Origin of the sequence: Variovorax sp. 38R (genome assembly GCF_014843395.1) — a bacterium.
Classification (GTDB): Bacteria; Pseudomonadota; Gammaproteobacteria; order Burkholderiales; family Burkholderiaceae_C; genus Variovorax; species Variovorax paradoxus_H.
In genome coordinates, this window is the sequence record NZ_CP062121.1 from 3,797,631 (window position 1) to 3,816,807 (window position 19,177).

Sequence of the window (19,177 nt, forward strand, 5' to 3'; positions counted from 1 at the left end):
CATCCTGGTGCGACGCGTGCCCGGGATCAGGCGCCTGCCTTGGGGTCCGTCGGCCGCAGCGCCTTCCGTGCGCGATCGGAGAGCGGCACGCCCTGCGGCAACAACGACAGCGCCTGCGCCCCGCGCGCAGCGATGCTCACATTGGCCACGAAGGTCCGCCGCGTATCGCGGAACTCGAAGATCAGGTTGAACGTGCCGTAGGCCTCGCGCACATCGACCTGGCGAATGTCCGCAAAAGGCCGCTGACGCTGGCGCAGCACGCGGTACACCAGCTGCTCGCTTTCAATGCGGAACACAGGGTTCAGGCTGTTGGTCGCCAGCGCCACCCACGGCAGTCCGCGCAGTCCGGTGAAGGTGGCCACGACGGGAACGACCCCGCCCTTGATCACAACGGGTGCAGCGCCCGCTCGCGGCGCCTTGGGTGTGCGAAGCTTCTTCCAGACCCAATAGATGAACCAGAAGGACAGCCCCTGGAGGACGATCACCACAACGGTCCCAAGGACAGTCATCCAATCCATCTGCGGGTCACCTTCCTATGTGAAACAAGCCTGGGCCTCCCCGGCGAGGCGCCATTAGAGCAGAGCGTTTGCGGCGCCCCATGCATGCTGTTCGCCGTTTGAATCCCCACTTGATACTGTACATTTGAACAGTATTTCAAAGGGATCCACATGCCGAAGAACGCATCCCAGTCCAACGCGTGGTGAACCATGACCCAAGCTGAACTCTTCTTCCCCCGGCCGGCACCGCCGCCATCGACCGCCTTTCACTTTCACGAGCCCGCCCCTATGGTCCTGCCTGAGGCATCCGAAGACGAACTGCGCGAAGCCTTCTCTGCCAAGCTGATCGACTACCCCCATTCGTCGGCCGACGCAGTCCGCGTCGCAGAGCAGCGCTTCCGGCGCGAGCTCGAGAAGCAACTGGGCGCCGATGTGCTGCCCGTGATGCGCGCTTTCCAGAACGCCAGCGAATCCAGCGACACCGACCTCACCAAGTCCGAGATCGCCCTGGCCGCGCGCTGGATCAAGGCCTACGACGCCGCGCGCAAGGCAGGCTTTCGCGACCTGGGCGACACGGACGAGGCGTACTTCGAGGTGAAGGCGATCTGAACCGCCATTGAGGCCCCGGGGCACGCACCCCCCAGGGGCTCGTACCAGTTTTCGGGTATGGCTCCGCAGAGAGCAAATAGACACACTTCGTCGCGTTTGTCTTATTTGCTTTCACAGGGAAAAAGTCCATGTCCAACCCAATCCGTATCCATCGTGTTCATGGACAACTGCATGCCGCGCCGACAACAAAACAACCGCGCCTGCGCACCCTTCAACATCTGACCGCCGTGACCTTGCTGGTCGCCGGCAGCGTCCATGCGGCCGGCTTGATCCATGGCGACGCGGGCAATGCAGGAACGGGTCAATCCGCCGGATCGGGCGGCGCCGGCGGGGCGGCCGCCACGGCCTCTGGCGACGGCGCGACCGCGCTGGGTGCGGGTGGCAATGGCGGCCTCGGACAGTCAGGCGGAACCGGCGGCGCGGGCGGGTCCGGCGCCAGCGCCACCGTGGGCGGGGCGACAGCCATCGGGGGCGGTGGCTCCGGCGCGCTCGGCGAAGCGGGCGGCACGGGCGGCGCCGGAGGACGTGGTGCCCAGGCGTCGGCGGGTGGTGCCATCGCGCTCGGCGCGGGAGGCTCAGGCACTGACGGTTGCTGTGGCAACCCCGCCCCAACAGGCGGCAGCGGCGCACAGGCGTCGGGCAACGCCGCCGTCGCCATCGGCAGCGCCTCGGGCACCCGCCAGGGCGCTGTGGCATCGGGCAACGGCAGCACGGCCATCGGCGGTGCGAACAACGGGGCCTCGGGCGCAGCCGCACTGGCCACGGGCGCCGTGGCGATCGGCTCGGGCAGCCAGGTCGCGAGCGGCGCGACCGGCGGCGTGGCCATCGGTGCGAACTCGGTCGCCACGACGGCCAACACGGTGTCTTTCGGCAGCGCGGGTCAAACGCGCGGCCTGGTCAACGTCAGCGCCGGTGCGGTGAACGCCACAAGCACCGATGCGGTCAACGGCAGCCAGTTGCATACCGTGCAGCAGACCGCGAACACGGCGGCGGCGGACGCAGCCACCGCGCAGACCAGCGCCGTGGGTGCCCAAGGAACGGCCAACTCCGCCTTGGCCGCAGCCGGTACAGCGCAAGCCGCAGCCGTCGCTGCTCAAGGCACAGCCAACACCGCGACCACCGCTGCAGCAACGGCCCAAGGCACCGCAAACACGGCCCTCAGCACCGCCCAGGGCGCACAAACCACCGCCACCGACGCCAAGACCACCGCGGTCGCTGCGCAAGGCACGGCCAACACGGCCCTTGGCGTGGCGAACAACTCCGTGCAATACGGCGCAGGCGGCGCCCAGGTCGCACTGAACGCCAACGGCGGCGCAGGCACCACACTGAGCAACGTGCGCGCCGGCGTCGCCACCACCGACGCCGCGAACGTCGGACAGCTGCAGCAGATCCAGCAAGGCGCGCTCACCACCGCCAATACCTTCACGATGCAGCAGGTCGCCGCCTTGCAGGGCGTCATGAATCAGGCGCTGTCCAACGGACTGTGCAGCTTCAGCGGCGGCAACGTGACCTGCGGCACGGGCACGCAGGCCACGGGCACGGGCGCCACGGCGATGGGCACCAACGCCACGGCCAACGGTGACAACACCACGGCGATCGGCAACGGGGCGCAGGCGCGCTACGCGGGCTCGGTGGCGATCGGCGCGGGCGCGAAGGCGCTGGCCGATCCAACCACCGCCGTCGGCAACGACGCCGTCGCCACGGGCAACAACGCGGTGGCGCTGGGCGCCAACACGCTGGCCGCAGGATCGAACTCGGTCGCCCTCGGCCAGGGCTCGGTGGCCACGCGCGACAACTCGGTGTCGGTGGGCAATGCGGCCACCGGCCAGACGCGCAGCATCGCCAACGTCGCGCCGGGCGTGCTGCCCACCGACGCGGTCAACCTGCAGCAGGCACAGCAGCTCAATGCGGCCGCGGTGTCGGAAGCGCGCACCTTCGCAGCGAAGGGCGTGGCCGCGGCGATGGCGATGGGCGACGCGCCGATGCCGTCCGCACCGGGCAAGACCAGCTGGGCCGCACAGCTCGCGAACTACAAGGGCGAATCGGCGATGGGCGCGAGCGTCATGCATCGCCTCGCGACGGAGATGCCGCTCGCGATTTCCGCGGGAGTCAGCGGGTCGAGCGGGTCGAGCGGATCGGTAGGCGTGCGCGTGGGGCTGAAGGGCGAGTGACGCGGCACAGCGCGCATGGTAGTCGCCTCGCTCTTTTCCGGCGCGCCCTCGGGGCCGCCCGGCTCGCCATGGCATCCCTTCACGACACGCCGACGCGCCCTGCCGCGCCCTCGGCCCCCACCCGTCCTTCCACGCTCGCACCTTCTTCGCAGCAACTGGCCGAGCGCTTTCGCCCCGTCTTCGACCGCATCGCCGAGCACGCGGCGCAGCGCGAGCACGAACGCGAACTGGCCTACGCCCCCGTGGCCTGGCTCAAGGCCGCCCGCTTCGGTGCGCTGCGCGTGCCGCTCGCACACGGTGGCCTCGGTGCGTCGGTCGAGCAGCTGTACGACCTGCTGATCGAACTCGGCGAGGCCGACTCCAACCTGCCGCAGATTCTTCGCGCGCACTTCGGCTTCATCGAGCGCCTGTTCGCCGAGATCGATCCCGCGCTGCACGGCCCGTGGATGCGCCTCGCAGCCGACGGCGTGATCTTCGGCAATGCCACCACCGAGCTCGGCGAAGGCGCGCTCGGCGCCCTGCAGACCACGCTGACGCGCGACAAGCAGGACAGCGCCGATGTGTGGCGGCTCGACGGCGACAAGTTCTACAGCACCGGCACGCTCTACGCCGACTGGATCTCGGTCGCTGCCCAGCGCCTGAACGACGACGGCAGCAGCGACCGCGTGATCGCCCTCGTGCCCGCGGAGGCCGCAGGCGTCGAACGTGTGGACGACTGGCGCGGCTTCGGCCAGCGACTGAGCGCATCGGGCACGACGCGCTTTCGCCAGGTGCGCGTGAAGCCCGAGCACGTGCTGCTGTACGTGCGCGACCAGCCGACGCCGCTCACCGCGCACTTCCAGCTCACGCACCTGGCCACGCTGGCGGGCATCGCGCGCGCCATCGTGCGCGACGCGGTGGCCTTCGTGCAGCCGCGCAAGCGCGTCTACAGCCACGGCAGCGGCGCCACGCCGCGCGAAGACCCACTGGTGCAGCAGGTGATCGGCCAGCTCGCGAGCACGGCCTTCGTGGCTGCGTCGACCGTGCAGGCGGTGGCGCGTGGCCTCGGCGAGGTCGATCGCCATCTTCAGCGCGGTGAGCCCGTGCCGGAGCAACTGCTGTTCGAGGTGGAGCTGAACACCGCCAAGGCGCAGGCCGGCATCGTCGATGCGGTACTGCAAGCCGGCACGCGGCTGTTCGACATCGGTGGCGCCTCGGCCTTGCAGGAAGACCGGCGGCTCGACCGGCACTGGCGCAATGCGCGCACGCTGGCGTCGCACAACCCGACGATCTACAAGGGGCGCGTGGTGGGCGACCACCTGCTCAATGGCGCGCGGCCGACCTTCTACTGGGCCGTCGGCGCCATCGCGAGCTGAGACGAGCAGCGAGGGAGGTGTTCAGATCCGCGGCAGCGCCGCGAGAAAGGTCGACACCACGATCGCCGCTGCGCGATCGAGCTGCAGGATGTCGGCGACGTCGAAGGCGTTCGGCGCCGTGTGGCCGCTGGTGCCGAGCGGCTTGCGGATTTCCACCAGCACTTCGGCGGCAAGTTCGCGATCGCTGCGCGGACGGCCGTCGGGGTGCATCACCCACTCATCGACCTGTTCGATGGGGATGCTGCGAAACACCCCCACGATCGGGACGTACTTGTAGCGGTCCTCGCCCACGAGGATGGGCACGCTGAGATTGCAGAAAAACGTATTCGTCGACATGCGGAACGCCGTCGCTAGCCAAAGCAAAAGTTGATTAATTGTTTTCGAGTGTGACTCCGATAGTCATTTTCCTGACCGAGCGCATATGGCAAGTCGTGATCTTCCGCACACTAAGTGCGGTCAATTCCGTCGAATTACCCGGGAAAACAACTACTTAATTCTTACACAAAGACACGGTTAGCGCACTTTGTGTACGATTTTTGGCATACGGAATGTGGCGACGGCCCCTTCGGCAGGCCGAATCGGGCGTGCCAACAGGTGCGCCTCGCGTTGTTTTTGCAACGCGAGGCGCCTGAAGACAACGAGCGAGAGACGCTCAGGCCGGCGTGCTGAACTGCGGCGCGCGCCGCTCGATGTTGGCCTTCACGGCTTCGAGTTGGTTCGGGCTGCCGATCAGCGCCTGCTGCTCGACCGACTCGGCGATCAGCAGTTCGGCGGCGCTGTGCGCGAGCGAGGCGTTCAACAGCCTCTTGCCAGCGCGGATCGCGTCGGGGCTCCTGGCCGCAATCTCGTGCGCCATCTGCAGCGCCTCGGCCAACGGGTCGGCGGCCACGCGCGTCGCCAGGCCCAGGCGCACGGCCTCCTCGCCCGAGAAGATGCGGCCGGTGAAGGTGAGTTCGCGCACGACGTCCGTGCGCGCCAGTTCGCGCATCAGCACCATGCCCGCCATGTCGGGCACGAGGCCCCACTTGATCTCCATCACCGACAGTTTGGTGTCGGCCGCCACGAGCCGGATGTCGGCGCCCAGCGCCACCTGAAGCCCGCCGCCGAAGGCCACGCCGTGCACGGCCGCAATGACCGGCACCGGCACGTCGCGCCACACCATTGCGACCTGCTGCGCGGCATTCGCTATGCCATGCGTGCGCGCAATGAGGTCGGTGCCACCGGCCCCCGCCCCCAGCACGTCGCTGGCAGCGCCCTGCCCCATGCGTTCGAACGAGGCCATGTCGAGCCCCGCGCAGAAGGCCTTGCCGCGACCCGCGATGACCACGGCACGCACGCTCCCGTCGTCGCGCAGCGCCTGCCCGGCTTCGACCAGCGCGTCGAACATCGCGGGGTCGAGCGCGTTCATCTTGTCGGCGCGCGCCAGCTGCAGTTCCACCACGCCGTCGGCGTGGCGGGTCCATTCGATACGGTCGCTCATTGCATGTCTCCTGTCGGTGTCCTGGTATCGGTCCAGTATCGCGCGGGTGGGCCGCTGGGCGATGATGCGCACTGTCGCCGACCCAACACCTCCGCCGCCTCGCCATGCCTCTGGACCGCCGTCACTTTCTCCTGCAATCGGGTGCGACTGCCGCCGTGGTCGCGCTGTTCGGCCAGGGCTGTGCGCGTTCGCAGTTGCCGCCTTCCACAGGCGCGACGGACCCGTCGGGCTTCTTCACCAGCGTGCCCATTTCTCAACGCGACGCGGTGGTGGTGCCGCCAGAGTACGAGTGGCAGATGCTCTACCCCTGGGGCGCGCCCACAGGCCTTGCGGGCCGCATGCCGGCCTTCGCGCCCGACGCCGGCAACAGCGCCGATGAGCAGGCCCTGCAGGCAGGCATGCACCACGACGGCATGCACTTCTTCGCGCTCGATGCGCGCGGCGAGCGCGGCCTGCTCGTGATGAACCACGAGTACACCGACGAGCAACTGCTGCACAGCGACGGCGTGAAAGCCTGGAACGCCGACAAGGTCCGCAAGTCGCTGCATGCGATGGGTGTGTCGGTGATCGAGGTCCGCCGCACGCCCGAAGGCTGGCGCCAGGTGCTGCCCTCGCCCTACGCGCGCCGCGTGCACGGCCGCACGCCGATGCGCATCGCCGGCCCCGCCGCGGGCACGCCGCTGATGCGCACCGCCGCCGACCCGGCAGGCACCACCGTCTTCGGCACCTTCGCCAACTGCGCCATGGGCGTCACGCCCTGGGGCACCTACCTGACCTGCGAGGAAAACTTCCACGGCTACTTCGGCGGCCCGAAAGAAGCAGCGAAAGACGCGACACCCGCGCAGCGCCGCTACGGCACGGTGCCCGGCGCACAGTGGGTGGAGTACTGGCGCTTCGACGAGCGCTTCGACCTGAGCCGCCATCCGAACGAACCGCACCGCTTCGGCTGGGTGGTCGAGATCGATCCGTTCGACCCCGAATCAGCACCCGTCAAGCGCACCGCGCTCGGCCGCAAGCGGCAGGAAAGCGCGACCTGCACCGTGGCCAAGGACGGCCGCGTGGTGGTCTACATGGGCGACGACGCGCGCTTCGAATACATCTACAAGTTCGTGAGCCGCGACACCGTGCGCCCCGGCACCGACGCCGCCGCGCGCGCGGCCAACCGGCACCTGCTCGACGAGGGCACGCTGCATGTCGCGCGCTTTGATGCCGACGGCCGCGGGCGCTGGCTCGAACTCGTGCGCGGCCGCCACGGCATCGACGCCGCCAGCGGCTTCGCCAACCAAGCCGAAGTGCTGATCCACGCCCGGCTCGCAGGCGACATCGTCGGCGGCACGAAGATGGACCGCCCCGAATGGATCGCCGTGCACCCGCACAGCGGCGAGGTGTACGTCACGCTCACCAACAACTCGCAGCGCGGCGACCTCGGCAAGCCCGGCGCCGACGCCGTCAACCCGCGCGCGCCCAACTTCTTCGGCGGCATCCTGCGTTGGCGCGAAGACGGCGGCGACGCGGCGAGCACCGCCTTCGCGTGGGACCACTACGCGCTTGCGGGCGACCCCGCGCAGCCCGGCGCCGGCACGCGTTACCCCGGCGAACACGCCGACGCGTTCGGCTGCCCCGACGGCCTGCACTTCGACAGCGGCGGCCTGCTCTGGATCCAGACCGACATGAGCGGGCAGTCCATGGGCAAGCCGCCCTATGCCGCGCTCGGCAACAACCAGATGCTGTGCGCCGACCCGGCCACGGGCCGCATCCAGCGCTTTCTTACCGGGCCCAACGGCTGCGAGATCACGGGCTGCGTGGTCACGCCCGACCGGCGCACGCTGTTCGTCAACATCCAGCACCCGGGCGAATCGCGCGACGACGGCGACGCGAAGCACAACAGCGCCTGGCCCGATGGCACGCCGCCTGGCAGCGCGCGACCGCGCTCGGCCACGCTGGCAATCCGCCGGCGCGACGGCGGTATCGTCGGCACCTGACAGAACACCCGCACAAAAACAGCCCCAGGAGACCCCTGTCATGAGCATCCGCATCGTCCGTCTCGGCACCCCGCGCGCACCCGGCGAGGGCCTGCGCATCGGCACCGTGCGCCGTCCGCCGCGCGGCGTGCCGAAGACCGAGTTCGCCTCGCAGAACTGGTACGACGTGTGGTACCCCAACCTTGCGCCGTCCGCCGAGACGATGAAGCTGGGCCAGGAGGCGGAGACCCCCGCGCAGTGGAACGCCTTCATGCGCAAGTACAAGTCCGAGATGGCCGAGGCCGACGCGAGCCGCAGCCTCGACCTGCTCGCGGCGCTCTCGCACACCGCCGCGCTGGCGGTCGGCTGCTACTGCGAGGACGAGTCGCGCTGCCACCGCTCGCTGCTGCGCGGCCTGCTGACCGAGCGCGGGGCCGACATCGCAGCCTGAGCGGTCGTTCAGACCAGCGGCGCGCCGACGAACACCGGCAGCTGCTCGGCCTGCGCCGTGTACGCGGCAAGCAGCGGATAGTCCGACGGGCGCACTGCGTCGGGAAGGATGAATTGCGTGAAGGTCCAGGCCACCGCCGCCGAGAGACCGCCCTGCGTGATCGTGCTTTCTGCAGGAGCCGCCGGCGGCGCTGCGGCCAGTTCGCGCTCCAGCTCCGCATACGCCGTGTTCAGCTGGCCCTGCACGCGATCGACCCACGGCTGGTGCTGCTTCTCGGCGGGCCGCAGGTTGCGCTCGTAGACGATCTGCACCGTCTTCTCGCAGGCCGCGAGCGCGAGCCCTGTGAGGCGCAGGTCGCGCAGCCGGCCCACCGGATCGGAGGGAAACAAGCTGCGGCCAGCGACCGCCTGCGCATGGTCGATGATGAGCGTCGAGTCCATCAGCACCGTGCCGTCGTCGCACACCAGCGTCGGGGCCTTGACCACCGGGTTGATCGCGCGGAACTGTTCGAAGGTGCTGAAGACCGAGATCGAGCGGTGCTCGACATCAAGGCCGAGCAGCCGCAGCGAGATCGCGGCGCGGCGGACAAAAGGCGAGTCGAGCATGCCGACGAGTTGCATGGGGTCTCCTGAAGAAAGATGACCACCACCATAGCGCCCGCGCCGCATGCGCAGAAGGGCAACACATCGAAAATCAGCACCGCCTACCGATCGATCATCGGTCCCCACTTCCTCCGCCGCACGCCATGACCCTCGACAAGAAAGACCGCCTCATCCTCGAAGCCCTGCAGACCGATGCACGCCAGAGCCTGGCCGCCATCGGCAAGCGCATCGGCCTTTCGCAGCCGGCCATGAGCGAGCGCGTGCGCAAGCTGGAGCATGCGGGCGTGATCGAAGGCTACGGCGCACGCGTGAACCTGCGTGCCTTGGGCGTGGGGCTCGAGGCCATCATCCGCATCGACACCACGCACGCGGCCATTGCGCGCTACCTCGCGCTCTTCGAGGCCATGCCCGAAGTGCTCGCGGTGGACCGCGTGACCGGCGCCGACTGCTTCTTCGTGCGCTGCGCCATCGCCGAACCCACCGACCTGGAACGCGTGGTGGACGCACTCGCGGTCGACGGCTCGGTGACCACCTCGCTCGTGCTGTCGAGCCCCGTGCGCAAGCAGGTCACCGTGGGTGCCGCGAAGCCGCCGCGCAAGTAGCGCTCAGCGCTGCGCCTTGTCCTTCTGGTTCTGCGCCTCGATGCGTTCGCGCGCGGCCAGCCAGTCGGCGTCGCTCCACTCGCGCAACTCGTAGAAGTTGCCGCCGGTGGCCAGCGCATTGCCGCCGTCCATCATGATGCTCTGGCCCGTGAGCCAGTCGCACTGGCCCGGCGCCATCAGGAAGGACGCGAGGTTCTGCAGCTCGCTCATGCGGCCCACGCGCGCCATCGGGTTGGTCTTGATGCTGCGTGCACCGGGTTCCTCGCCCGGGTTCAGGCGCTTGCTCATGCCCTCGGTCGGGATCTCGCCGGGGCCCACGGCGTTCAGGCGGATGCCGTGGCGCGCCCACTCCACCGCGAGCGACTTGGTCATGACCTCGATGCCGGCCTTGCTCATCGCCGAAGGCACGACGTAGGGGCTGCCGTTGTCGACCCAGGTGACGATGATGCTCATCACGCTGCGATAGGCGTCGCCCGGCTTCCACGCACCCGACTTGGCCTGCGCCACCCAGCGCTTGCCCACAGCCTGCGTCACGTAGAAGCTGCCGTGAAACACGATGTTCGCCACGGCGTCGAAGGCGCGCGGCGACAGGCTCTCGGTCGGCGAGACGAAGTTGCCCGCCGCGTTGTTGACGAGGCCGGTAAGGCCGCCGCTCTGGAACAGGCTCTCGACCATGTCGTCGACCTGCTGTGCGATGCGGATGTCGACGCCGAAGGCATCGATGCGCCGATCGGGAAACTGCTGGCGCCAGGCGGCGGCGGTTTCTTCGCAGACCGCCTGGCGCCGGCCGCAGATGGCGACGTCGGCGCCCAGGCTCAGAAAGCGCTCGGCCATGGCACGGCCAAGGCCGGTGCCGCCGCCGGTGACGAGGATGCGCTGGCCGCGCATCAGGGATGCTTCGAACATGAGGGGTCTCCTTGGCGTTGCGGCAGCGGCAGGAGCGCGTGCTGCCATCGCCGCATGCTACGACCGCCAGGGCGCCGTGGCTTGCGGAATCTGGCTTTGCCGACGGGTGAAAATGGCCGCGCCCCCTTTTCCCCGCACCTTCCGGACACACGACCCATGCCCCGTTCCGCCGATGCTTCCTTCCTGCCGCTCGACGGCGTGCGCGTGCTGAGCCTCGCGCTCAACCTGCCGGGCCCCGCCGCGCTGCTGCGCTGCCGCGCGATGGGCGCGACCTGCCTCAAGCTGGAGCCGCCCGGCGGCGATCCGATGGGGCTGTACAACCGGCCCGCCTACACCGCGCTGCACGAGGGCGTCGAGGTCCGCACGGTCGACCTGAAGAGCGAGGCTGGGCAGGAGTTGCTGCACGCCGAGCTGGCCAGCACCGACGTGCTGCTGACCTCGTTCCGTCCTTCGGCGCTGCAGAAGTTGAAACTCGACTGGGCGACGCTGCAGGCGCGGCACCCGGCGCTGTCGCAGGTCGCCATCGTCGGTGCGCCGGGCGAGCGCGCCGAGGAGCCGGGCCACGACCTGACCTACCTCGCCGAAAGCGGCCTCGTCACCGGCACCGAGCTGCCGCCCACGCTGTACGCCGACATGGGCGGCGCGCTGCTCGCGAGCGAGGCGGTGCTGAAGGCCATGCTGCAACAGACCCGCCAGCGCGGTGGCGTGTACCTCGAAGTGGCGCTGAACGCGTCGGCCGATTGGCTCGCCCTGCCCCGCACCTGGGGGCTGACGAAGCCCGAAGGTGCGGTGGGCGGCGCGCACGCGGGCTACCGCGTCTATCCCTGCGCCGACGGCCGCGTGGCGGTGGCGGCGCTGGAGCCGCATTTCGCGGCACGCCTGTGCGACGTGGCCGGCGTGGCGCCGCCGGACATGATGGCGCCCGCCACGCACGCGGCACTGGCCGCCTGGCTCGCGACACGCACGCGCGCCGAGCTGGAGGCCATGGGCCGCGAGCGCGACGTGCCGCTGCTCACGCTGGCCGACTGACGGCGACTCAGGAAGCCGGCAGGCGCAGCTCGCTGAGCTTGCGGTCGAGCTTGATGAGCCAGATGCGCGTCGGCCGCTCGAGGTCGGAGCCGCGCGTGATGCGCGCGCTGGTGGCGCCCCCCGGGCAATCGCTCAGCTGGCCGATGGCATCGACCTTGCACTCTTCCACGCTGCCGGCCAGGCGGGTGCCATCGGCGCCGAGCAGCATGGTGCCCAGGCCGAAGTCGTTGTCGTTCACCAGCGCCAGCGTCTGGTCGTCGACGACCGTCAGGCCCTCGGCCTTCTCGGCCAGCCAGCCCAGTACGTTGAGATCGAGCAGCTCGGTCTTGCGCATCGTCACCACGGTCGAATAGTCGACGCCATTCGACGGTGCCTGCGTGATGCTGCTGATCTCGAGGTTGTGGTTGAACTCCGGGGCGGCGATGTTCGTCGCGTTGGCCGGCAGCTCCACCAGCATCAGCTTGTTGAACACCTTGCCGTCGCCCTTGCGCGCGCCCTGCTCGATGACGATGAAGCGGCCGTTGCCCAGGCTCACCACGTCGCCGAGCTTGGCGTTGCCGGTGCGGTCCTTGTCGTACTGGCTGCCGTCGATCGGGTAGGCGTAGAGCTTCGAGGTCTCGGTGGCCGGATCGAACGCGAGCCAGCGCGTGAACTTGGCGATGTGGCGCACGTCGGTGTTGGTGCCGCCCGGCGGCTTGGCCTTGATCGACTTGCCGTTGGCATCGCGCGGGTCGATCGGGCTCTGCAGGAAGCCGTGCAGCACGCCACTGGCCGCGTCGAGCGTCAGGCCTTCCATGCCGCGGTTGGGGCGGCGCTGGGCCAGCACCGCCGGCAGGTCGGTGGCACCGGGGCCGGGCGCGTATTTCTTCTCGACCACGCCGCTGGCGATGTTCAGGCGCGCGATGAAGGGGCCGTACTCGTCGCTGGTCCACAGCACGTTGCGCGCCTTGTCGAGCACCAGCGTCTCGGGGTCGAGGCCGTGGGCGTCGTAGCCGGCCTTGGCCTCGTCGAACTTGTATTGGTCGGTCAGCGGGGTCTCGCCGGTCGAGCCCACGCCCGAGCGCGGCGGCAGGCCGGTGATCTTGGTGTTGGCGTCGCGCTTGAGCGGCACGCTGGTGCTGAGCACCACGCCGGTCTTGCCCACGCGCACGATGCCGAAGCTCGGCGCGAACGATGGCGCCGGGAACACCTTGCTGATGCTGGTGACGCCGTCGCCGCCGCCGGGCACGGGGGCGGTCGGTCCGTCGCCGTTCGGGCCGCGGTCGGTGATGGCATAGAACTCGAGCGTGCCGTCGTCGGCCTTGCCCTTGAACGCCAGGCCCGAGCCGTAGGCCGGCAGGAAGCCCTGCGGAAAGTCGGCCTTGATGTCCGCGTTGTCGCCCTCGTAGGGCACGTGGAAGCGGGTGTCGGCCTGCAGCTGGTAGCGCGTGACGGCGATGCCGATGGCGCCGAGCTGATTGGTCTGCGTCGATGCTTCGGTGACCGGTGCGGCCAGGCGCGAGGCCAGCGTGTCCTCGAAGTGTTCGCGGGCCAGCATGCGGCGGTTCGAGTCGACCATGCGGGCATTGTAGGGAGCGGGCAACGCAGCCAGCACCGCGTTGAGCGCGGTGTGGAAGGCGTCGGGCGAGGCGTTGAAGTCGAGCGCGCCGGCCGTCAGGGCGGCCTTGAGCGCGGGCGTCAGGCGGATGCCGTTGGCGGGGTCGCGGTCGTCGTCGAAGCTCTGCAGCGCAAGCAGGCGGTTGACCACGGCATCGGCCTTCACGTCGCTGCCGCCGGCCAGGGTCAACGGGGTGATCGCGTCGCCACATGCGGCGCTGCCCAACGCCAGCGCGCCGGCGCTGAAGGTGACGGTCTCGCCGTCCTTGCAGGTGAATTCGCCCTTGGCGTTGGTGGCGGCCTTGGCGGCGCTGCCGGCCACGTAGTCGAGGCCTTCCACTGCAGCATCGAGGAAGGTGCCGGTCTTCGACTGGGCCGCCGGTGGGTTGGTCGTGCCGCCACCGCCGCCCACGGGGAACGACCAGCCGCCCCCGCCGCCGTTGCCGCCGCCGCAGGCGGTCAGCACCGCGCCAGCGCCCACGAGCACCAGCCATCCCATCCTCGATCCTCTTGTTGTCTTGCGCATTGCTTGTTGTCCTTGTGATGCGCCCGCGCAAAGGCGCAAGCCCCGGCGATTAATGCCGAGGCAGATGACAAGCTCGTGAAACTGCAACCGAAAGGTTGCGTGGTCGGCGCCTTTTCAGCGCCTGCTCAGCGACCGTCGCGCTGGCGGTCTTCGCGCTTCACCGCGAGGTAGGTGTCGAGGTCGACCTCGTGCAGCTGGCGCGGATAGCGCTCGGCCGCCGCGAACCAGTAGCGCTGACGGCGCTCGGCCGGCTCGCTGCTGCCGGTGGCCAGGTAGGCGTCGAGCGTGAGGAAGTAGCGCATCGCATTGCGCTCCACCAGCCCGCGCATGCCCCGGATGTACTCCGGCTGGCCGTCAGCGCTCTTGCCCACCACGGTGAAGCCCACCTTGCTGCTGCCGAAGGTGGCGAGGTAGGCCTGCGTGGCAAGCCGCACCATCGTGTTGTGGTCGTAGCCGTAGCTGAAATGCAGGAAGGTCTTGCGCTCGTCGAGCGCCACCGCTTCGAGCCGCACGCGGTAGTTGCTGGTGCCGAACGGGCCGCTGTCGGCCGACATCTCGACCTGCAGATGCTCGGGCGTGGCGCTGGCCACGCGGTAGGCGAACGGCAGCTCGAAGGCCTGGTCGACCGGCTTGTCGTAGCGGCGCACCACGAACAGCGTGAGCGTCTCCTTGCCCTGCGGCGAGGTGCTGACGCGGCAACGCCGGTTGTTGATGTGCAGCGTGAGCAGTTCGCACCAGTGGTCGGAGCCCTTGAGCGCCTCGCTGACCTTCGACAGCGGGTGCTCGACCACGGCGTAGATGTCGCCCTCGAGGCCGCCCGGCGTTTCGGTGGAGTTGAGCTGCACGGGGCGCCCGAAGCGGCTCTGGTCGAGCTTGTCGCTGAGCTTCTGGTGCTCCGCGCGCAGGGCCTGGGGACCCGTGGGCGCGGAGGCCTCGGGCGCGGCTGCGTGCGCCAGCAGCGACACACCGCAGCACGCGGCCATCGCCAGGATGCGTTTCCACGAAACCGGCAAGGAGGGCGAACGGCTCATCATGGGGCTACACGATACCCCGGTTCCGCCGCACCAACAGCAGCATCGCGCCCGCCAGCAACGCCGCCCCCAGCCATTGGCGCGGCGCCATCGGCTGCGCCAACCACAGCGCCGCGAGCCACGCGGCCACCAAGGGCTCGACCAGCGTGCCGACCACCGCCGCCGTCGGCGACAGCCGGCGCGCGCCCCAGGCAAAGGCCAGGTAGGCCACCGAGGTGGTCGCCACGCCGGTGTACGCGGCGCCCGTCCATTGCGCCGCCCCGTCGGGCCAGGTGATGCCGTTCGCAGCGGCGACGCCGAGCATGCACAGCGCCGCTGCACTCATGCCCCACGCGGACGCGGTCACGGCCGGCACCCGCGCCGGCATGCGCGCGTTGCCCAGCACCACCAGCGCATAGTAGACGGCCGAGCCGAAGGACCACGCCAGCCCTGCGCCGTAGCCCGTCGGCAAGGCGCCCCAGTCGCCGGCCGGCGTCACCAGCAGCAGCACGCCCGCCAGCGCCAACACGAGGCCGCCGAGCAGGCGCGCGCCGAAGGGCTCGTAGCCACGCAGCACCGACACGCAGGCCACGATCAGCGGCGCGCAGCAGATCGAGATCACCGTCGGCAATGCGGCGCCCAGGTGCGCGATGCCCGCGAACCAGCAGCTCACGTTCAGCGCCATCGCGGCGCCGGTGCCGATGACGTGGCCTTGCTCGCGCCGCGACAGATGGCGCCATCCGGCATCGACGGCCGGCGAGCGCCGCGTCGCCTGCCAGTGCAGCCACCACAGCAGCGGCATGCCCAGCGCGAAGCGCGCGAGCGACAGGCTGTGCGGCGCGATGCCGCCATCGATCAGGAATTGCGCCACCAGGGCGCCGCCGCCCCAGAGCACGCCGGCCAGCAGCACGCCGCCCCAGGCCAGGGCGGCCGTTGTTTTTGCATTCATGTTGAAACTCTCCGTGAGGCCCACCGCCACGGCGTCGTATCGACGTGTTGCCGGGGGCGGGCATGACTATCCGGCCACCGCCCGGCGTTCTTCATTCAGCGAAGAAGGCGGACGGCAGCGACCACTTGCGGGTCTGACGGGCGCGGCGCGAGGCGCGCGCGAACGTCAGCGGCGGGTCGACGGAGGGGGAGAGTGATGCAGGTGCATGAGCGGCCGATGATAGAAGCGCGACCGCAGGCCCACAAGAGAGAATCGCCCGCATGTGCCCTGCCCTCTTTCACCGCATTCCATGAAGCGCCAAGGTCGACTCGTTCGTTGGGAGGCCGAACGCGGCTTCGGTTTCATCCGCAGCCCGGAGGTGTCGGCCGATGTGTTCGTGCACCTGCGCGACTTTCGCGACCGCCAGCTGAAGCCCCAGGTCGGCATGGCGGTGCGCTTCGACGAAATCCATGTCGGCGGCAAAGGGCCGCGTGCGGTGGCCGTGGAGGCTGCGGCCTCGGCGGGTGCAGTGCCTCGAGCGGCATCACGCCCGCAGCCGCGCCGGCCTTCGGGGCGCAGTGCGGCCGGCACGCCGTGGGGCGCTTGGTTGATCGTGGTCTACGCCGCCGGTCTGGGCGCCGCCGTGTGGCTTGGTCGCCTGCCGCTGCTCGCGCTGGCGGTTGTCGCGGGGTTGAGCCTGCTCACCTTCGCGGCGTATGCCTTCGACAAGAGTGCGGCGCAGGCCGGGCGCTGGCGCACGCAGGAAAGCACGCTGCACCTGCTCGCGCTCGCGGGCGGCTGGCCGGGCGCGTGGTGCGCGCAGCGGCTGCTGCGGCACAAGTCGAGCAAGGCGAGTTTCCTGTGGAGGTTCTACGTCACGGTCGCGCTGCATGGCGCAGCGCTGGGGGCGTGGGTGTTCTGGCTGTCGAAGCACGCGGTCTTTGCCTGACCGCGCCTTCGACTCAACGCATCAACGCACCTTGCGTGAAGGCTTGTTGAGCGGCTTGCCGCTGCCGTTGTCGCGCGGCGGGAGGCCCGTGTGCTGCGTGAGGATGCGGCCCTTCGAGGGCTTCACGGGCGTCAGCCTGACCGGCGCAGCGGCCTTGGCAGCCACCGGCGCAGAGGTCGAATTCTTGCGGCGCGCACTCGTGTAGCCGCCATCGGTCAGCGGCTGCCACGTCGGAATGAGGTGGTGCTTGCCGTTGCCGATGAGGTCGGCGCGGCCCATGCTCTTGAGCGCCTCGCGCAGCAGCGGCCAGTTGTTGGCATCGTGGTAGCGCAGGAAGGCCTTGTGCAGGCGGCGGCGCTTGTCGCCGCGCACGATGTCCACCGTCTCGCTCTCGCGCGTGATCTTGCGCAGCGGGTTCTTGTTGGTGTGGTACATCGTCGTCGCGGTGGCCATGGGCGACGGATAGAACGTTTGCACCTGGTCGGCACGGAAGCCGTTCTTCTTGAGCCAGATCGCGAGGTTCATCATGTCCTCGTCGCTCGTGCCCGGATGCGCGGCGATGAAGTACGGAATGAGGTACTGCTTCTTGCCCGCCTCGGCCGAGTACTTCTCGAACATCTGCTTGAACTTGTCGTAGCTGCCGATGCCGGGCTTCATCATCTTCGTGAGCGGGCCCTGCTCGGTGTGCTCGGGCGCGATCTTCAGATAGCCGCCGACGTGGTGCTGCACCAGCTCCTTCACGTACTCGGGCGACTGCACGGCCAGGTCGTAGCGCAGGCCGGAACCAATGAGGATCTTCTTGATGCCCTTGAGCGCTCGTGCGCGACGGTAAATCTTGATGAGCGGATCGTGGTTGGTGCCCAGGTTCGGGCAGATGCCCGGGTACACGCAGCTGGGCTTGCGGCACGCCGACTCGATCTCGGGGCTCTTGCATCCCAGGCGGTACATGTTGGCCGTCGGGCCGCCAAGGTCGGAGATGGTGCCGGTGAAGCCACTGACCGAATCACGGATGGCCTCGACCTCCTTGATGATCGATTCTTCCGAGCGGCTCTGGATGATGCGGCCCTCGTGCTCGGTGATCGAGCAGAAGGTGCAGCCGCCGAAGCAGCCGCGCATGATGTTCACGCTGAAGCGGATCATTTCCCACGCGGGGATCTTGGTCGCGCCGTCGTGGCTGCCGTTCTCGTCGGCATAGCGCGGATGCGGGCTGCGCGCATACGGCAGGTCGAACACGAGGTCCATCTCGGCCGTGGTGAGCGGAATGGGCGGCGGGTTGATCCACACGTCGCGCGCCGTGGTGCCCTCGCCATGCGCTTGCACGAGCGCGCGGGCGTTGCCGGGGTTCGTCTCAAGGTGCAGCACGCGGTTGGCGTGGGCGTAGAGCACCGGGTCGCTGCGCACCTGTTCGTAGGAAGGCAGGCGGATCACCGAGTGGTCGCGCGGAGGGACCTTGATCTTCGTGCGCGAAACCAGCGCCGGGTTAGGCATGAAGGTCAGCGGCTTGATCGCCGGGTTGACCGCCGGCGAACCGGCCGCCTCTGCCGCCTTGGCGACGTCCTTCGCTTCGTCTTCCTTCGCGCAGGTGGCGCCGTTGGCCTTGGCCTGGTCGGACACCATCAGGTATGGATTGACGTGCGCCTCGACGCGGCCGGGTTCGTCCACGCTGGTGGAGTTGATCTCGAACCAGCCTTCAGGCGTTTCGCGGCGCACATAGGCGGTGCCGCGCACGTCGGTGATCTGCTGCACCGGCTCCTTGGCGGCCAGGCGGTGCGCGATCTCGACGATGGCGCGCTCGGCGTTGCCGTACAGCAGCAGGTCGCACTTGGCGTCGACGACGATGGAGCGGCGCACCTTGTCCGACCAGTAGTCGTAGTGCGCGATGCGGCGCAGCGAACCTTCGATGCCGCCGAGGATGATCGGCACGTCGTTCCAGGCTTCCTTGCAGCGCTGCGAATACACGATGGCCGCGCGGTCGGGGCGCGAGCCGCCGATGTCGCCGGGCGTGTAGGCGTCATCGCTGCGGATCTTTCGGTCCGCCGTGTAGCGGTTGATCATCGAATCCATGTTGCCGGCGGTGACACCGAAGAACAGGTTCGGCTTGCCCAGCACCTTGAAGGGCTCGGCGCTCTGCCAGTCGGGCTGCGCAATGATGCCGACGCGGAAGCCCTGCGCCTCGAGCATGCGGCCGATGACCGACATGCCGAAGCTGGGGTGGTCGACGTAGGCATCGCCCGTGACCACGATGATGTCGCAGCTGTCCCAGCCGAGCGCGTCCATCTCCTTGCGCGAGGTCGGCAGGAACTTGGCCGTGCCAAAACGGGCCGCCCAGTACTTGCGGTAGCTGGTCAGCGGCTTGGCGGCACGCGCGAAAAAGGAGACGTCGACGGGGGCGTTCATCGGTGGGAGTTAACAGCGCTTCGGTGGCGCCGTGAAGGGCAACCCTTGATTTTAGGGTTTTCCATCATCCCTGTCGCCTCTGGCAGGCAGTGCCCCGGGATCGGCAAG

Annotated in this window: 17 protein-coding genes; 8 read left to right on the forward strand and 9 right to left on the reverse strand. The window is 69.2% G+C overall.

Going from position 1 to position 19,177, the window contains the following annotated elements; all coding sequences use genetic code 11:
* Positions 1 to 26: 26 nt before the first annotated feature.
* Complete coding sequence (locus IG196_RS17510) at positions 27 to 518, reverse strand: hypothetical protein (protein WP_192192138.1); 492 nt, start codon at positions 516 to 518, stop codon at positions 27 to 29.
* Positions 519 to 785: 267 nt separating this feature from the next.
* Here IG196_RS17510 and IG196_RS17515 point away from each other — a divergent pair, with 267 nt between their 5' ends.
* From IG196_RS17515 to IG196_RS17525, 3 genes are all read left to right on the forward strand, one after another.
* Positions 786 to 1,106 (forward strand): hypothetical protein, encoded by a 321-nt coding sequence (locus IG196_RS17515; protein WP_225616703.1) that lies wholly within the window; start codon positions 786 to 788, stop codon positions 1,104 to 1,106.
* 227 nt (positions 1,107 to 1,333) lie between these two features.
* Positions 1,334 to 3,277, forward strand: coding sequence for a YadA family autotransporter adhesin (locus tag IG196_RS17520; protein WP_225616704.1), 1,944 nt, complete (start codon positions 1,334 to 1,336; stop codon positions 3,275 to 3,277).
* A 68-nt stretch (positions 3,278 to 3,345) separates the two neighbouring features.
* On the forward strand, positions 3,346 to 4,632 hold the full coding sequence (locus IG196_RS17525) for an acyl-CoA dehydrogenase family protein (protein WP_192192141.1): 1,287 nt from the start codon (positions 3,346 to 3,348) through the stop codon (positions 4,630 to 4,632).
* A 21-nt stretch (positions 4,633 to 4,653) separates the two neighbouring features.
* On the opposite strand, the gene IG196_RS17530 is transcribed toward IG196_RS17525, so the two are convergent.
* Positions 4,654 to 4,968 carry a hypothetical protein gene (locus IG196_RS17530; RefSeq protein ID WP_192192142.1) on the reverse strand — a complete coding sequence of 105 codons (315 nt, stop codon included), beginning with the start codon at positions 4,966 to 4,968 and terminating at the stop codon, positions 4,654 to 4,656.
* 316 nt (positions 4,969 to 5,284) lie between these two features.
* Positions 5,285 to 6,112 (reverse strand): crotonase/enoyl-CoA hydratase family protein, encoded by an 828-nt coding sequence (locus tag IG196_RS17535; protein ID WP_192192143.1) that lies wholly within the window; start codon positions 6,110 to 6,112, stop codon positions 5,285 to 5,287.
* A gap of 104 nt (positions 6,113 to 6,216) precedes the next feature.
* On the opposite strand from IG196_RS17535, the gene IG196_RS17540 reads away from it, so the two are divergent.
* Entirely contained in the window at positions 6,217 to 8,094 is a 1,878-nt protein-coding gene (locus IG196_RS17540; protein WP_192192144.1) for a PhoX family protein, read from the forward strand.
* Positions 8,095 to 8,134: 40 nt separating this feature from the next.
* On the forward strand, positions 8,135 to 8,524 hold the full coding sequence (locus IG196_RS17545) for a DUF488 domain-containing protein (RefSeq protein WP_192192145.1): 390 nt from the start codon (positions 8,135 to 8,137) through the stop codon (positions 8,522 to 8,524).
* A gap of 8 nt (positions 8,525 to 8,532) precedes the next feature.
* Here IG196_RS17545 and IG196_RS17550 read toward each other — a convergent pair whose 3' ends face one another.
* Complete coding sequence (locus IG196_RS17550) at positions 8,533 to 9,144, reverse strand: glutathione S-transferase (protein WP_192192146.1); 612 nt, start codon at positions 9,142 to 9,144, stop codon at positions 8,533 to 8,535.
* A gap of 125 nt (positions 9,145 to 9,269) precedes the next feature.
* On the opposite strand from IG196_RS17550, the gene IG196_RS17555 reads away from it, so the two are divergent.
* The gene (locus IG196_RS17555) at positions 9,270 to 9,728 is read left to right on the forward strand and encodes an Lrp/AsnC family transcriptional regulator (protein WP_139704551.1); all 459 of its coding nucleotides are present in this window, start codon (positions 9,270 to 9,272) and stop codon (positions 9,726 to 9,728) included.
* Positions 9,729 to 9,731: 3 nt separating this feature from the next.
* Here the strand turns inward: IG196_RS17555 and IG196_RS17560 are convergent, their stop codons facing one another.
* Positions 9,732 to 10,634, reverse strand: coding sequence for an SDR family oxidoreductase (locus IG196_RS17560; protein WP_192192147.1), 903 nt, complete (start codon positions 10,632 to 10,634; stop codon positions 9,732 to 9,734).
* Positions 10,635 to 10,790: 156 nt separating this feature from the next.
* Between IG196_RS17560 and IG196_RS17565 the strand changes: the two genes are divergently transcribed.
* Positions 10,791 to 11,663 carry a CoA transferase gene (locus tag IG196_RS17565; protein WP_192192148.1) on the forward strand — a complete coding sequence of 291 codons (873 nt, stop codon included), beginning with the start codon at positions 10,791 to 10,793 and terminating at the stop codon, positions 11,661 to 11,663.
* A 7-nt stretch (positions 11,664 to 11,670) separates the two neighbouring features.
* Here IG196_RS17565 and IG196_RS17570 read toward each other — a convergent pair whose 3' ends face one another.
* From IG196_RS17570 to IG196_RS17580, 3 genes are all read right to left on the reverse strand, one after another.
* A complete protein-coding gene (locus tag IG196_RS17570) occupies positions 11,671 to 13,758 on the reverse strand; it encodes an esterase-like activity of phytase family protein (protein ID WP_192192149.1) in 2,088 nt (695 codons plus the stop codon).
* Positions 13,759 to 13,910: 152 nt separating this feature from the next.
* On the reverse strand, positions 13,911 to 14,816 hold the full coding sequence (locus tag IG196_RS17575) for a hypothetical protein (protein ID WP_192192150.1): 906 nt from the start codon (positions 14,814 to 14,816) through the stop codon (positions 13,911 to 13,913).
* 7 nt (positions 14,817 to 14,823) lie between these two features.
* Complete coding sequence (locus IG196_RS17580; protein ID WP_192192151.1) at positions 14,824 to 15,744, reverse strand: DMT family transporter; 921 nt, start codon at positions 15,742 to 15,744, stop codon at positions 14,824 to 14,826.
* A gap of 289 nt (positions 15,745 to 16,033) precedes the next feature.
* On the opposite strand from IG196_RS17580, the gene IG196_RS17585 reads away from it, so the two are divergent.
* Positions 16,034 to 16,672 carry a DUF1294 domain-containing protein gene (locus IG196_RS17585; RefSeq protein ID WP_192192152.1) on the forward strand — a complete coding sequence of 213 codons (639 nt, stop codon included), beginning with the start codon at positions 16,034 to 16,036 and terminating at the stop codon, positions 16,670 to 16,672.
* Between the two features lie 21 nt (positions 16,673 to 16,693).
* Here the strand turns inward: IG196_RS17585 and IG196_RS17590 are convergent, their stop codons facing one another.
* On the reverse strand, positions 16,694 to 19,069 hold the full coding sequence (locus tag IG196_RS17590) for a YgiQ family radical SAM protein (protein WP_192192153.1): 2,376 nt from the start codon (positions 19,067 to 19,069) through the stop codon (positions 16,694 to 16,696).
* Between the last annotated feature and the right edge of the window lie 108 nt (positions 19,070 to 19,177).

What these genes read in the sequence shown, in the direction of transcription:
- IG196_RS17550 (WP_192192146.1), bottom strand. Translation starts at nt 9,144, where the DNA reads ATGCAACTCGTCGGCATGCTCGACTCGCCTTTTGTCCGCCGCGCCGCG.
- IG196_RS17515 (WP_225616703.1), top strand. Translation starts at nt 786, where the DNA reads ATGGTCCTGCCTGAGGCATCCGAAGACGAACTGCGCGAAGCCTTCTCT.
- IG196_RS17560 (WP_192192147.1), bottom strand. Translation starts at nt 10,634, where the DNA reads ATGTTCGAAGCATCCCTGATGCGCGGCCAGCGCATCCTCGTCACCGGC.
- IG196_RS17565 (WP_192192148.1), top strand. Translation starts at nt 10,791, where the DNA reads ATGCCCCGTTCCGCCGATGCTTCCTTCCTGCCGCTCGACGGCGTGCGC.
- IG196_RS17510 (WP_192192138.1), bottom strand. Translation starts at nt 518, where the DNA reads ATGGATTGGATGACTGTCCTTGGGACCGTTGTGGTGATCGTCCTCCAG.
- IG196_RS17590 (WP_192192153.1), bottom strand. Translation starts at nt 19,069, where the DNA reads ATGAACGCCCCCGTCGACGTCTCCTTTTTCGCGCGTGCCGCCAAGCCG.
- IG196_RS17575 (WP_192192150.1), bottom strand. Translation starts at nt 14,816, where the DNA reads ATGAGCCGTTCGCCCTCCTTGCCGGTTTCGTGGAAACGCATCCTGGCG.
- IG196_RS17540 (WP_192192144.1), top strand. Translation starts at nt 6,217, where the DNA reads ATGCCTCTGGACCGCCGTCACTTTCTCCTGCAATCGGGTGCGACTGCC.
- IG196_RS17545 (WP_192192145.1), top strand. Translation starts at nt 8,135, where the DNA reads ATGAGCATCCGCATCGTCCGTCTCGGCACCCCGCGCGCACCCGGCGAG.
- IG196_RS17570 (WP_192192149.1), bottom strand. Translation starts at nt 13,758, where the DNA reads ATGGGATGGCTGGTGCTCGTGGGCGCTGGCGCGGTGCTGACCGCCTGC.
- IG196_RS17525 (WP_192192141.1), top strand. Translation starts at nt 3,346, where the DNA reads ATGGCATCCCTTCACGACACGCCGACGCGCCCTGCCGCGCCCTCGGCC.
- IG196_RS17555 (WP_139704551.1), top strand. Translation starts at nt 9,270, where the DNA reads ATGACCCTCGACAAGAAAGACCGCCTCATCCTCGAAGCCCTGCAGACC.
- IG196_RS17585 (WP_192192152.1), top strand. Translation starts at nt 16,034, where the DNA reads ATGAAGCGCCAAGGTCGACTCGTTCGTTGGGAGGCCGAACGCGGCTTC.
- IG196_RS17530 (WP_192192142.1), bottom strand. Translation starts at nt 4,968, where the DNA reads ATGTCGACGAATACGTTTTTCTGCAATCTCAGCGTGCCCATCCTCGTG.
- IG196_RS17580 (WP_192192151.1), bottom strand. Translation starts at nt 15,744, where the DNA reads ATGAATGCAAAAACAACGGCCGCCCTGGCCTGGGGCGGCGTGCTGCTG.
- IG196_RS17535 (WP_192192143.1), bottom strand. Translation starts at nt 6,112, where the DNA reads ATGAGCGACCGTATCGAATGGACCCGCCACGCCGACGGCGTGGTGGAA.